Source organism: Hydrogenophaga sp. L99, assembly GCF_058731905.1.
In genome coordinates, this window is the sequence record NZ_CM178972.1 from 632075 (window position 1) to 644340 (window position 12266).

The 12266-nt window shown below is 62.4% G+C and carries 11 protein-coding genes and 3 tRNA genes; 8 read left to right on the forward strand and 6 right to left on the reverse strand.

Features of this window, described 5'->3' with window-relative positions; genetic code table 11:
• Nucleotides 1–26 precede the first annotated feature (26 nt).
• The 4 genes from gltX to AC4QBL_RS03030 all read left to right on the forward strand — a co-directional run bounded on the left by gltX (nucleotide 27) and on the right by AC4QBL_RS03030 (nucleotide 1851).
• Nucleotides 27–1415, forward strand: coding sequence for a glutamate--tRNA ligase (gene gltX, locus AC4QBL_RS03015; RefSeq protein WP_472908159.1), 1389 nt, complete (start codon nucleotides 27–29; stop codon nucleotides 1413–1415).
• A 78-nt stretch (nucleotides 1416–1493) separates the two neighbouring features.
• Nucleotides 1494–1569, forward strand: a tRNA-Ala gene (locus tag AC4QBL_RS03020).
• A 73-nt stretch (nucleotides 1570–1642) separates the two neighbouring features.
• Nucleotides 1643–1718: transfer RNA gene (locus tag AC4QBL_RS03025), tRNA-Glu, on the forward strand.
• 56 nt (nucleotides 1719–1774) lie between these two features.
• Nucleotides 1775–1851, forward strand: a tRNA-Asp gene (locus AC4QBL_RS03030).
• A gap of 81 nt (nucleotides 1852–1932) precedes the next feature.
• Here the strand turns inward: AC4QBL_RS03030 and AC4QBL_RS03035 are convergent.
• From AC4QBL_RS03035 to AC4QBL_RS03050, 4 genes are read right to left on the reverse strand one after another with little or no spacing between them, the layout of a single operon-like run.
• A complete protein-coding gene (locus tag AC4QBL_RS03035) occupies nucleotides 1933–2112 on the reverse strand; it encodes a hypothetical protein (protein WP_472900028.1) in 180 nt (59 codons plus the stop codon).
• A gap of 31 nt (nucleotides 2113–2143) precedes the next feature.
• Nucleotides 2144–3055 (reverse strand): DMT family transporter, encoded by a 912-nt coding sequence (locus tag AC4QBL_RS03040; RefSeq protein ID WP_472908158.1) that lies wholly within the window; start codon nucleotides 3053–3055, stop codon nucleotides 2144–2146.
• Nucleotides 3040–3579 (reverse strand): methylated-DNA--[protein]-cysteine S-methyltransferase, encoded by a 540-nt coding sequence (locus AC4QBL_RS03045; protein WP_472908157.1) that lies wholly within the window; start codon nucleotides 3577–3579, stop codon nucleotides 3040–3042. Before AC4QBL_RS03045 ends, AC4QBL_RS03040 begins: the two co-directional genes overlap by 16 nt.
• Entirely contained in the window at nucleotides 3576–5120 is a 1545-nt protein-coding gene (locus AC4QBL_RS03050) for an AlkA N-terminal domain-containing protein (protein WP_472908156.1), read from the reverse strand. Before AC4QBL_RS03050 ends, AC4QBL_RS03045 begins: the two co-directional genes overlap by 4 nt.
• 134 nt (nucleotides 5121–5254) lie before the next feature.
• Here AC4QBL_RS03050 and AC4QBL_RS03055 point away from each other — a divergent pair, with 134 nt between their 5' ends.
• A complete protein-coding gene (locus AC4QBL_RS03055; protein WP_472900032.1) occupies nucleotides 5255–6637 on the forward strand; it encodes a phosphomannomutase/phosphoglucomutase in 1383 nt (460 codons plus the stop codon).
• 11 nt (nucleotides 6638–6648) lie between these two features.
• Here AC4QBL_RS03055 and AC4QBL_RS03060 read toward each other — a convergent pair whose 3' ends face one another.
• Both AC4QBL_RS03060 and AC4QBL_RS03065 read right to left on the reverse strand, forming a co-directional pair.
• The gene (locus AC4QBL_RS03060; protein ID WP_472908155.1) at nucleotides 6649–7932 is read right to left on the reverse strand and encodes a 3-deoxy-D-manno-octulosonic acid transferase; all 1284 of its coding nucleotides are present in this window, start codon (nucleotides 7930–7932) and stop codon (nucleotides 6649–6651) included.
• A complete protein-coding gene (locus AC4QBL_RS03065; protein WP_472908154.1) occupies nucleotides 7929–9308 on the reverse strand; it encodes a 3-deoxy-D-manno-octulosonic acid transferase in 1380 nt (459 codons plus the stop codon). The genes AC4QBL_RS03060 and AC4QBL_RS03065 overlap by 4 nt, the downstream gene beginning before the upstream one ends.
• 53 nt (nucleotides 9309–9361) lie before the next feature.
• Here AC4QBL_RS03065 and AC4QBL_RS03070 point away from each other — a divergent pair, with 53 nt between their 5' ends.
• Genes AC4QBL_RS03070 through neuC form a run of 3 tightly spaced genes read left to right on the forward strand, consistent with a single transcriptional unit; the run spans nucleotide 9362 to nucleotide 12225 of the window.
• On the forward strand, nucleotides 9362–10063 hold the full coding sequence (locus tag AC4QBL_RS03070; RefSeq protein ID WP_472900035.1) for an acylneuraminate cytidylyltransferase family protein: 702 nt from the start codon (nucleotides 9362–9364) through the stop codon (nucleotides 10061–10063).
• Nucleotides 10063–11106, forward strand: coding sequence for an N-acetylneuraminate synthase family protein (locus AC4QBL_RS03075; RefSeq protein ID WP_472908153.1), 1044 nt, complete (start codon nucleotides 10063–10065; stop codon nucleotides 11104–11106). The genes AC4QBL_RS03070 and AC4QBL_RS03075 overlap by 1 nt, the downstream gene beginning before the upstream one ends.
• Before the next feature lie 3 nt (nucleotides 11107–11109).
• Nucleotides 11110–12225 (forward strand): UDP-N-acetylglucosamine 2-epimerase, encoded by a 1116-nt coding sequence (gene neuC / locus AC4QBL_RS03080; RefSeq protein WP_472908152.1) that lies wholly within the window; start codon nucleotides 11110–11112, stop codon nucleotides 12223–12225.
• Nucleotides 12226–12266 lie beyond the last annotated feature (41 nt).

Sequence of the window (12266 nt, forward strand, 5' to 3'; positions counted from 1 at the left end):
CCAAGCCGCTGCCACCGATCCAACACATGACCACGCCCATCCGCACCCGTTTCGCCCCGTCGCCCACCGGCTTCATTCACCTGGGCAACATCCGCTCGGCCCTGTACCCCTGGGCTTTTGCCCGTGCCAACGGCGGCACGTTTATCTTGCGCATCGAAGACACCGACCTGGAGCGCTCGTCGCAGGCCGCCGTGGACGTGATCATTGAAGGCATGAAGTGGCTGGGCCTGGATCACGACGAAGGCCCGTTCTACCAAATGCAGCGCATGGACCGCTACAAGGCGGTGCTGGCCGACATGGTGGCCGCCGGCCATGTGTACCCGTGCTACATGAGCATGGAAGCGCTGGACGCCTTGCGCGAGCGCCAGATGGCCAACAAGGAAAAGCCGCGTTACGACGGCACCTGGCGCCCAGAACCCGGCAAGGTGCTGCCGCCAGTGCCCGAGGGCGTGCGCCCGGTGCTGCGTTTCAAAAACCCGCAGGGCGGTGTGGTGGCGTGGGACGACAAGGTCAAAGGCCTGATCGAAATCCGTAACGACGAACTCGACGACCTGGTGATCGCCCGGCCGGACGGCACGCCCACCTACAACTTTTGCGTCGTGGTGGACGACATTGACATGGCCATCACCCACGTGATCCGCGGCGACGACCATGTGAACAACACGCCGCGCCAAATCAATATCTTCAAGGCGCTCGGCAAAGAGCCGCCGGTGTACGCCCACCTGCCCACCGTGCTCAACGAGCTGGGTGAAAAAATGAGCAAGCGCAATGGCGCCAAACCCGTCACGCAGTACCGCGACGAAGGCTACCTGCCCGACGCCATGGTGAACTACCTGGCCCGCTTGGGCTGGAGCCACGGTGACGACGAAATTTTCAGCCGTGCTCAGTTTTTGGAATGGTTCAACCTGGATCACCTGGGCCGCAGCGCCGCCCAGTTCGACGAAGCCAAACTGCGCTGGGTCAATGCGCAGCACCTCAAGGCCATGGACGACAACGCGCTGTCCTCGCTGGTGGGCGTGCAACTGGAGAAGCGCGGCATCTTGGTTGACGAGCGCCTACCCCGCATTTGCGCCTTGTTCAAAGACCGTTGCGACACCACCGTGGCTCTGGCCAATTGGGCGGCAGCGTTTTACGCCGACATCACCCCGAACCCTGAGGAGCACGCCCAGCATGTGACCGATGCCGTGCGCCCTGCGGTGCTGGCGCTGGCCGCCAAGTTGGCCACCTGTGCCTGGGAACGTGCAGCCATTTCAGCAGCCATCAAAGAGGTGTTGGCTGCGCACGGGTTGAAAATGCCGCAACTGGCCATGCCGGTGCGTGTGCTCGTCATGGGCACCGCCCAGACGCCGTCGCTGGACGCGGTGCTTGAATTGCAAAAACAACAAACAATTTTGGACAGATTGCAAAACGCTTGAAATTTGTCCTATAATTTGAGGCTTGGCGGGATGCACTGATCAGTGAATAACTTAGAAGCGCAAAACGACAAACCCTGTGGGGGTATAGCTCAGCTGGGAGAGCGCTTGCATGGCATGCAAGAGGTCAGCGGTTCGATCCCGCTTACCTCCACCAAAATTTAGTTTTGTGTCTTAAAGCCGGTTTTTATCGGTGATATAATACAAAGCTCGGTTAGTTCCAAGGTTTTGACCCTATCGTCTAGAGGCCTAGGACATCACCCTTTCACGGTGAGTACCGGGGTTCGAATCCCCGTAGGGTCGCCAAGTTTGTGGCACTTGGCCTGAAGCTTTAAAGCATCAGGCAAAAGCTGCACCACTGCGGAGTGGTAGTTCAGTTGGTTAGAATACCGGCCTGTCACGCCGGGGGTCGCGGGTTCGAGTCCCGTCCACTCCGCCAGTAAAATGATAAACCGTCCAAGTCGTAAGATTTGGGCGGTTTTTTCTTGCCTGTTGGCTGTGTCTTGCGTGTCGTTGCGCGTTAGTCACCGTCTTTTTGGGCGTTCCAATCCCTTTTCTGTAGCGCCATTTTTTCGGCACGCCGTTGCGCTGCCGTGCTCTTGCCGTGGGCTCCAGCTTTGCGTTTGGCCGCCGGCACCACCAGCGGGTTGCGGGGCTTGGGTGTTTTGAGCCGCAGTTTTTTGTGGCGCGCTGAGTTCATGGCTGTTCCTCGTGTCAAAGCCTGCAAAGAATCATGTGGCGCGTTCCAGCCAGCGCAGCCGAACCAGTCCGGTTGACAGCGCTGTGCCGCACACAATGACGACACCGCAGAGCACCATCCAGGCGGTGATGCTTTCGCCCAGAAACAGTGCGCCGTACATCAGCGCAAACACCGGCACCAGAAAGGTCACGGTGAGGGCCCGGCTGGGGCCCGCTTTGGCGATGATGCGAAAGAACAGGATGTAGGCGATGGACGTGCAAAACAGCGCGACCGCGGCCAAGGCACCCCATGCGCTCAGGCTCACGGGCTGGGCGGGCCACAGCCAGAGCGTGGGCAGGGCGAGGCCCAGTGCCGCGCCCATCTGGCTGCCCGTGGCGGTGGCCAGCGGGTGGGCGCCGGTGAGGTAGCGCTTGGTGAAGCTCGCCGCCAGGCCGTAGCACAGGGTGGCCAGCAGGCAGGCTCCCATGGCCAGCAAGGTGGTGCCGGAGGCACCTGAGCCGGCTACCCCGGCTGCGCTGAAGCCTGACTTGCCGACCACCAGCAAGGCAACGCCCACAAAACCAATCAGCAAACCGAGCATGCGAGAGCCGCTCGGCCGGTCTTTGAGCCAGAGCCAGGCCACCAGCGCGCCCGATAGCGGCACCGTGGCGTTGAGAATGGACGTGAGGCCGGTGGTGATGTGCATCACCGCAAAGGCGAACAAGGCAAAGGGAATGCCGGAGTTGAGCAGGCCCACAAAAAGGATGGGTTTGGCGCGTTGTTTGAAGTCGGCCCAGACGCCTTTGACCAGAAAGACGGGCAACAAAAACAGTGCTGCCATTGTCACACGCAAGCCAGCGGTGGGCAGGGCACCAAACTCGGCAGCGCCCAAGCGCATGAACAGAAACGAAGAGCCCCAGAGCGCGGCGAGCAGGAAAAATTCGGCAATCAGGGTGGGTGACATGGGGAGGGTGGCGAAAAGAGACCATCGCCGTGCTCCAGGCGGAGCAGGGCGGCCTTGCGGTCAAGCCCGCCAGCATAGCCGGTGAGTGAGCCGTCCGCTCCGACCACCCGGTGGCAGGGCACCACGATACTCAAGGGATTGCGCCCAATGGCGGTACCCACAGCGCGCATTGCCGCGGGGCGGCCGATCTGGCTGGCCAGCTCGCCGTAGCGCTGTGTGTGGCCGGCGGGTATGGTGAGCAAGGCGTTCCAGACCGATTGCTGAAAGTGCGTGCCGCTTGACAAGTCCAGCGGCAGGTCGAAGGCGTTCAACGCGCCCGCCCAATAGCGGGTGAGCTGCTGCGTTGCGGCTTGCAGCACCGGGTGGCCGGCATCGGTGGGCCAGCTGTCGATGAGGCTGTCAGCTGGCAGGTGGCGCTGGTTGGTGAACCAGACACCAGCCAAACCCTGTGCGCTGGCTGCCAGCAAAAGGTTGCCAAGCGGTGATGTCACCGTGGTTTTGACCAAATTCGGGGTTTTTTTCATGGGGTGGGTTCCGGTGGGGCAGTGGCCGGTCCCAGGTAGGTGCCAGCCCAGGTGCGCAATACCGCGTAGCTGCGCCAGGGTCGCCAGGCGCTGGCCAAGCTATCGGCCTGGCGCCGGGTGGCGGCGCCCAGGCGGTGGTTCAGACCCAGGGCCTGGTGCAGCGCCACGTCGCCCGTGGGCCAGGCGTCTGGCCAGCGCAGGGCCCGCAGGGCGATGTAGTGTGCCGTCCAGGGGCCGATGCCAGGCAGCGCCTGCAAGCCCTGTAGCGTCGACAACAGATCGGCTTGGCCGTTCAGGTCCAGCGAACCGTCTGTCACGGCTCGGGCCAGCCCCTGGATGGCGGCTTGGCGCTGGCGCACGATGCCCAGCTCGCCCAACGCCTGGGGCTCCGCGTTGGCCAGGGTGTGTGCCGACGGAAACAGGCGGTTCAGGCCCGAAAACGGTGTGTCGATGGGTACGCCAAAGCGCTCCACCAGGCGCAGAGCCAGGGTGCGCGCTGCAGCTACCGTGATCTGTTGACCCAGCACCGCGCGCACGGCGAGCTCGAAGCCGTCCAGACCTCCCGGCACGCGCAAGCCGTCGCCGGTGGGGAAGTGCGGGTGCAGCACCGCGTTGATGGCTTGCGGGTCGGCGTCCAGGTCAAACAGCGCCCGCACTCGCCAGAGCAGGCTGGGTAGCACGGCGTGCAGGCTGACGCTGGCGCGCAACTCCAGCCGGTGGGCCGCAGGCTGCAACTGCGCGATCAGCCAGCCGGTGTGCACTTGACCGCCCACCACCAGCCGCACGGTGCGGTGCAGGCTAAGCGCTTCGGGTTGCACCCATTCCACACCGGGCAGTTGCCGCGCGGCCAGAAACGCCAGCATGGCTGTGGCGTCGTACGGCGGGCGCCACGACAGGTGTACGGTGGTGCCTGCGTGTGCCGCTTCGTGGGCGTGGGGTGTGGGCTGGCTGCGTCGCATTTGCGTGGGACTGAGCCCGTAGTGGGCCTGCAGGGCACTGTTGAAGCGCCGCAGGCTGGCAAAGCCGCTGGCCTGCGCCACTTGCGACACCGGCAAGCGCGTGTCGGCGAGCAATTGTTTGGCAATGAGCAGTTTGCGGGTTTGCAAATACCGCTGGGGTGAGACCCCGATGTGTGCCTCAAAAATGCGGCGCAAGTGCCGATCGCTCACACCCAGCCGCGCTGAAAGCCGGCTAACGGCCGTGCCTTCTGCGGCGGCGGAAGTCCAGCTTTGTGGGTCGTCCAGCAAGCACATGGCCTGGCGGGCCAGGATGGCGCCGGCGTCCTCAGCAGACCAGTGGCGGTCCAGCGGCGCCAGTTCGGGGCGGCAGCGCAGGCAGGGTCGAAACCCTGCCTGCTCGGCCTGCGCCGCGTGGTCAAAAAAGCGGCAGTTTTCGCGCCGCGGCGTGCGCACGCGGCAGACTGGGCGGCAGTAGATGCCGGTGGAGGTGACCCCGATGAAAAAACGGCCATCGAACCGCGCGTCGTGCGAGCACAGCGCGCGGTAGCGGGCTTCGTCATCGAGGTTCACAGGGCGGTTCATGGGGCACATGGTAAGCCGGTACGGCCGCCCTGACTGGCCATTTCCGGACAAGCTTCTCAGGTGCTCCAGCAAAGTGTTTCCGCAAGCCGTGCCCCCTACAATGCCGGCACTCCAAGCGTTCAGGGAAAAACACCATGCAAGTCGCCGCATCCATCTTCAAGGCCTATGACATTCGCGGCATTGTGCCGAGCACGCTCAACGAAGGCGTGGCCGAAGCCCTGGGCCTGGCCTTTGGCACGGTGGCCATGCGCCAGGGTGAGCGCACCGTGGCGGTGGGGCGTGATGGCCGCCTGAGCGGCCCGAGCATGGCTGCGGCACTCATTCGCGGCCTGGTGGCGGCGGGTGTGGACGTGATCGATGTGGGCCTGGCCACCACGCCCATGCTGTATTTTGCGGCCAACACGCTGTGCAGCAGCGGCATTCAGGTCACGGGCAGCCACAACCCCAAAGACTACAACGGCTTCAAGATGGTGCTGGGTGGGCGTGCTATTTACGGCGACGACATTCAGGCTTTGCGCCGCATCATTGAGGCAGAAAACCACCAACTCGCCGAGGGTGGGCGCGTGCGCCTGGTGAATGTGCTCAAGCCCTACACCGACCGCATTGTGGGCGACGTGAAACTGGCCCGCCCGATGAAGGTGGTGGTGGACTGTGGCAACGGCGTGGCCGGCGCTTCGGCGCCCGCGCTGTTCCGGGCGCTGGGGTGTGAGGTGGTGGAGCTGTTCAGCGAAGTGGACGGCAACTTTCCCAACCACCACCCCGATCCCAGCAAGCCTGAAAACCTGCAAGACGTGATGCGTGTGCTGCGCGAAACCGATGCTGAGCTGGGCCTGGCCTTTGACGGTGACGGCGACCGCCTGGGCATCGTGACCAAAGAAGGCCACAACATTTACCCCGACCGCCAGATGATTTTGTTTGCCCAAGACGTGCTCTCGCGCGTACCCGGCGGCAATATCATTTTTGACGTGAAATGCTCGCAGCGTCTGGCGCCAGCCATTGAGGCAGCAGGCGGCGTGGCCCACATTTACAAGACCGGTCACTCGCTCATCAAGGCGCGCATGAAAGAGCTGGACAGCCCGCTCGGTGGCGAAATGAGCGGCCACATTTTCTTCAAGGAGCGCTGGTACGGCTTTGACGATGGCAGCTACGCTGGTGCGCGTCTGCTGGAAATTGTGAGCCGCAGCCCCGATGCCAATGCGGTGCTGAACGCGCTGCCCACCAGCTTCAGTACACCTGAGCTCAACGTGGCCTGCGCCGAAGGCGAGCCGCATGCGGTGGTGGAGCAACTGGTTGCACTGGCCCGGTTCGACGCGCCCGCCAAGATTTCCACCATCGACGGCGTGCGCGTGGACTGGCCCGACGGTTTTGGTCTGATCCGCGCGTCCAACACCACACCGGTGCTCGTGCTGCGGTTTGAAGGGCACACGCCTGAGGCGCTACACCGCATAGAAACTGCCATGTTCGCTTTACTGAAGCAGGCCAAGCCCGACGCGGTGGTGGGCGCCAGCGCGCACTGAGGCACGTTGGTTTAAGGCGCGTTCGCTGAAGGCAGCAGGGCCAGAAGGTCTGCAATGTGCACAGCGCTTCGCTCCCTGTTGTCGGGTCCGTCGGCGCACAGCTGTGGCCCGGTCACCTGGGTGGCAGCCCACACCTCGCGTACGGCTGCCGCGAGCGACTCGGGGCTAGAGGCCAGCACGCTCAAACCCTGAGCATCCAGGTCGGCATAGCTTTCGCTGAAGTTGTGAACCAGAGGCCCATGCAACACGGTGTTGCCCAGGGTGGTGGCTTCATACGGGTTGTGTCCACCCACGGACACCCACGATCCGCCCACCATGGCCACGCGGCTCAGGCGGTACCACAGCCCCAGCTCGCCCATGGTGTCTGCTACGTAGCATGCGGCTTCTGTGGGCAGCATGGCGCCTTGGCTGCGCAACGGGGTGGCTGGGCCACACAGGTCCGCCACCATCGGGCCGCGACCTGCGTCGCGTGGGACCAATACCAGCAGAGCATCCGGGTATTTGCGGCGCAAAAGGGCGTGCACAGCCAGTGCCAGCTCTTCTTCTCCCGGGTGGCTTGAGGCCAGCACCCACACCACACGGCTTTCCAGCGCGGTGTGCCAGCGTTGCAGCTCGTCGGTGTCGGCCGCAGGTGGGGGGACCATGGCCTTGATGGTGCCTGTGATCTCGACCCGATCTGCCCGTGCTCCAAGTGCTTGCAGATGGCCAGCCGTTTCGGCGTTTTGTGCCCAGATGGCGTTAAAACCAGCGAGCAGCGGTGCATACAGATTGCGTCCCCAGCGCCGTTTGGCGGCTGAAGCGTCGTTCAACCGTGCATTGACCAGCACATGCGGCATACCCCTTTGGGCTGTGGCATCTATCAGGGCCGGCCACAGGTCCATTTCGCACCACAAAGCCAAGTCAGGTTGCCAGTGAGTCAAAAACTCGGCCACATTGCTGGGCGTGTCCACTGGCGCAAACCAGTGAGTAAAGTGGGGTCCCAACCGCTGCCGCGCCAGCGCCTCGCCGGAGGTGCGGGCGGTGGTGGTGATCAGAAAGTGCAGATCTGGGCGTTGCTCATGCAGTCTTTTGAGCAAGCCCGCCAAGGCCAGGGCCTCACCCACGCCGACCGCATGGCCCCACACCAGTGTGCCCTGTGGGCGCGCAGGTGCGTGGCGCATCCAGCGCTGGTCCAGGCTCATCGGTGTTTCCTTGCCCTGGTGAAGGCGGCGTTTCAGCCACCAGCGCCAGAGGGGCGAAAGTGCCTCAAACATGGCGCCATAGAAGCGCAAAGCGCGGGGTCGAAACAAGCTCATGGTGTGGAGCGCGCTCGCAGCCAGGTTGAGAACACCGCCATGTGCTTGGCAGCCGATCCGGCATGGGTGGCATTGAAGTGTTGCGTCTTTTGCACCAGCGCCGCATACGCGCTGGGTTCAGCCAGCACCGCTGTGAGCTGCCGAGCCAGATCGTCACCATCTTGCGCATGGTGCAGCACACCGGCCTCCATGGCCTCCAGTGCCGGGTATTCAATGCCCCGCACGCTGGGCCCGGTCCACACCGGCTTGTTGATCGCCAGCGGCTCAATGATGTTGTGGACTGCTTTGTCGCCAAACGATGAACCCACCACCACCACCTGGCTCAACCCCAGGTAAAAATACATTTCGCCAAGGGAGTCGCCCAGCAGCACCTCGGTTTGTGCCCAGTCGGGTGTGTGCTGCCATTGCAGCTTCGCATCCAGCGCCTGGCTGCGTCGCACCACCCGCAGCCCTGCCGCGAGCATCAGCTCGGCCACTGCATCAAAACGCTGCGGGCTTCGCGGCACATACACAAACAACGGGGCGGGGCGCCCCGCTTGTGCCATTGCGCGCTGCATGGCTTGCATGGCGCCAATAAAAATGCCGTCCTCGCCCACAATGGCGCTGGCAAAACACACCACCGGCCGGTCGTGGAGACGATAGGTCAGAAGCGTGTTGCCAGCCGCTTCCAGCTGGCTGGCTGACACGGGCAGATCAAACCGCGTCTCGCCCACGATGGCGACCCGTGGGCAACCCACTTTTTCAAAGCGCTGCGCGTGCAGGTGTGACTTGCACATCACCAGCTCATACGCTTTGAATAACCGGGCCCGAAAGCCTCCCCAGCGCTGATCGCGCTCAAAGCTGGCCCGGGGGTATTGGGCATTGGCCATGGCCAGCGGCACGCCGGCGCGGCGTACCGTTGCAAGCAACACCGGCCAAGTATCAATTTCGGTCATAACCGCGCAGCAGGGCCGCACGCGGGCCAAAAACCGGCGTACCGCCCAACTCAGCTCTAGCGGGGCGTAAGCCAGTTGCAGGCGCCCTTCCTGCATGGCTGCACCAAACAGCTGTTGTGCCGTCAGTCGACCCGCAGGGGTGAGCGTGGTGATGAACACCGAATGGCCTTGTGCCAGCAGCGCGTGCACCCAGGGCGCGGCTCCCCGCATTTCACCCATTGACGCCGAATGGACCCAGACCGGGTTCGTCAAAGCGCAGTGGACTGCGCCAAATCGCTCGTTCCAACCCTGCCGGTACATGGGTTCCTTGGCCCCTCGCCGCCACAGCAACACCCAGACCAAGGGCAGCAGCAGGTGCCACATCAACTCATATGCCCTGATGATCAAGCCCAGCCCCCAGCTGGGAAAAGGCGGTGCGGCAAGGTGAGGTGGTTGTTTCATGGGGCAAAAACGGGCGCCATCTGGTGGCTCAACGCTTCAGTATAGTTAGGCCCATGCTCGTCACACCGCCATCGACACCCTGGACAGCCATCATTCCCCTTCGCGGGGGCTCCAAGGGCCTGCCCGGAAAAAACACCCGTTTGCTGGCTGGCAAGCCGCTCTACCGCCATGCGGTGGATCTTGCCTTGGCAGCAGGTGCCAGCCGCGTGCTCATCAGCACCGACATCATCGAGGTGCTGAACGCCGATCTCCCCAGCGGCGTGACCACATTGCACCGCCCAAACGCATTGTGCGGCGACACCGTCTCGATGGCGCCAGTGCTGTTGCACGCGCTGCAAACCGAAAAAGTGAGCGGGGCGGTGGTGCTGCTGCAAGCCACTTCGCCCCTGCGTGTGATGGACGACGTGCAAGCTGCCTTGCGCAGTCTGTCCAGTGGCGAGTTCGATCTCGTCTTGTCCGTCACAGAAGCTGACCGAGGCGTTTTGAAGTGGGGGCAGATCGAAGACGGCCGCTTTGTCCCCTTGTCGCGCCCCGAACACTGCTTTGCCAACCGCCAGAGCCTACCTGCTGTTTACAAACCCAACGGCGCTGTCTACGCCATGCAGGCCCAGTGGTTTTTGGACAACCAAGGTTTTGTTACCCAGCGCATGGGCAGCATTGTCATGCCGCCCGAGCGCAGCCACGACATCGATAATCTCCCTGACTTCGAGCGTTGCGAAGCGCTCCTCACTGGTCTTCCCGCAGGAACTTCATGATGAAAATCGCCCACCGAGAAATCTCCCCCAGCCAGCCGCCACTGGTGATTGCCGAAATTGGCATCAACCACGGCGGCAGCCTGGATGTGGCTAAGGCTATGGTCAGTGCCGCACACCGTGCCGGCTGCGAAATGGTCAAGCACCAGACCCACTTCGTCGACGACGAGATGACCGACGAAGCCAAAGGCATTTTTCCGCCCAACGCTGACGTGTCCATCTGGGAGGTCATGGCCCGTTGCGCCTTGTCCAAAGACGATGAAATCGCCCTGAAAAAGCACGCTGAAGACCTCGGCCTGATCTACATTTCCACCCCGTTTTCGCGCGCTGCAGCCGACTTCTTGAACGATATCGGCGTAGCTGGCTTCAAAATTGGCTCCGGCGAAGCCAATCACGTGCCCCTGATCCGCCACATTGCCAGCTTTGGCAAGCCTGTCATCCTTAGTACCGGCATGCAGACCATCGACAGCCTGCGCCCTTCGGTGCAAGCGCTGGACGATGCGGACATTGAATACGCCTTGCTCGAATGCACCAACCTCTACCCCTCGCCGCCTGAAATCGTCAGCCTGCAAGGCATCACCGAGTTGCGTAACGCCTTTCCACGCGCCGTCATCGGCTTTTCAGATCACAGCATTGGCCCCGAAATGGCGCTGTCCGCCGTGGCACTGGGCGCTTGTATTCTGGAACGCCACTTCACCGACACCCGCTACCGCAAAGGCCCGGACATCATTTGCTCCATGGACCCTGCCGAGTTGCGGTTTTTGATTGATCGCTCGCGCGAAATTCAAATTGCGCTGAACAACCCCAAAGTGCGCACCGCACCCGAAGAAGACGTGTACCGCTTCGCCCGCGGCTCAGTGGTGGCCGACAAAGACCTGCCTGCAGGCCACGTGGTGAGTGCCGCTGACATCTGGGCGCGCCGTCCTGGGTCGGGAGAAATTTCGGTGCAGCACTTTGACCGCCTCATCGGCTCCCGCCTCACCCGCGCCGTCAAGCGCAACCAGCAACTGCTGTGGAGCGACCTCGATGGTGTGCAACCCGAGTAAACGATGAGCAAAAGACTCCTCTTCGTAACCGGCACGCGGGCCGATTACGGCAAGCTAGAACCCCTGGCCCGTGCGGCACAAGATGCTGGTTTTTCCATCAGCTTCTTCATCACTGGCATGCACATGATGCGCCGCTACGGCGAAACGCGGCTGGAAGTAAAGCGCTTTGCCGGCGCCGACTTCTTTGAATTTGTCAACCAGCGTGAGGGCGACGCACAGGACTTCATCCTCTCCAAAACCATCCTCGGCTTTTCCGACTTCGTGCACGAACACCGGCCTGACCTGGTCATCATCCATGGCGACCGTGTTGAGGCGCTGGCCGCATCCATCGTTTGCGCTATGAAATACATACCCTCAGCGCATATTGAGGGTGGCGAGGTGTCCGGCACCATCGACGAGAGCATCCGCCACTGCAATACCAAGCTTTGCGCCACCCACTTCGTCAGCTCAGAATCTGCTCGCGCCCGAGTGCTCGCGCTGGGTGAATCGCCCGATAGCGTTTACAACATTGGCTCCCCCGAACTCGACACCCACGCCCGGCCGTCGGGCGTGTCGATTGAAGAGGTCAAAGCTCGCTATGCGATACCGTTCGACGAATACGGTATTGCTGTTTTCCATCCAGTGACTTCGGAAGCCGACACCATTGGCGACCAGGCAGCTTCGCTGTTTGGCCGACTGGAAGCCAGCGGCAAGTGTTTCGTCGTCATCGCACCCAACAACGACCCTGGGACCGAAGACATCTTCGCCGTACTGGAACGTCTGCCCAAGGAACGCTTTCGGCTCATTCCGTCCATGCGCTTCAACTATTTTTCAGAGCTGATGAAAAATGCGGCGGTCATGGTGGGCAACAGCAGCGCAGGGGTAAGGGAGGCGCCGTTTCTGGGCGTGCCGAGTCTGGACGTGGGGACGCGGCAGACGAACCGGGCACAGGCGGGTTCTGTGACCACATGCGCAGCTGACGAAACAGAATGCATTGATCTTTTTTTAATCCATCGGTGGGGGCAGCGCCTGCCAATAGATGCGTCATTTGGCTCTGGAGATGCGGCACAGCGTTTTGCAGATACTGTGTGTCAGGCTGTGTACTGGAATCGCCCTTCTCAAAAAGTGTTTGTGAATTGAGTAAAAGAAGTTTTCTCAAGCAAGAGGCAGTAAAATAGCGC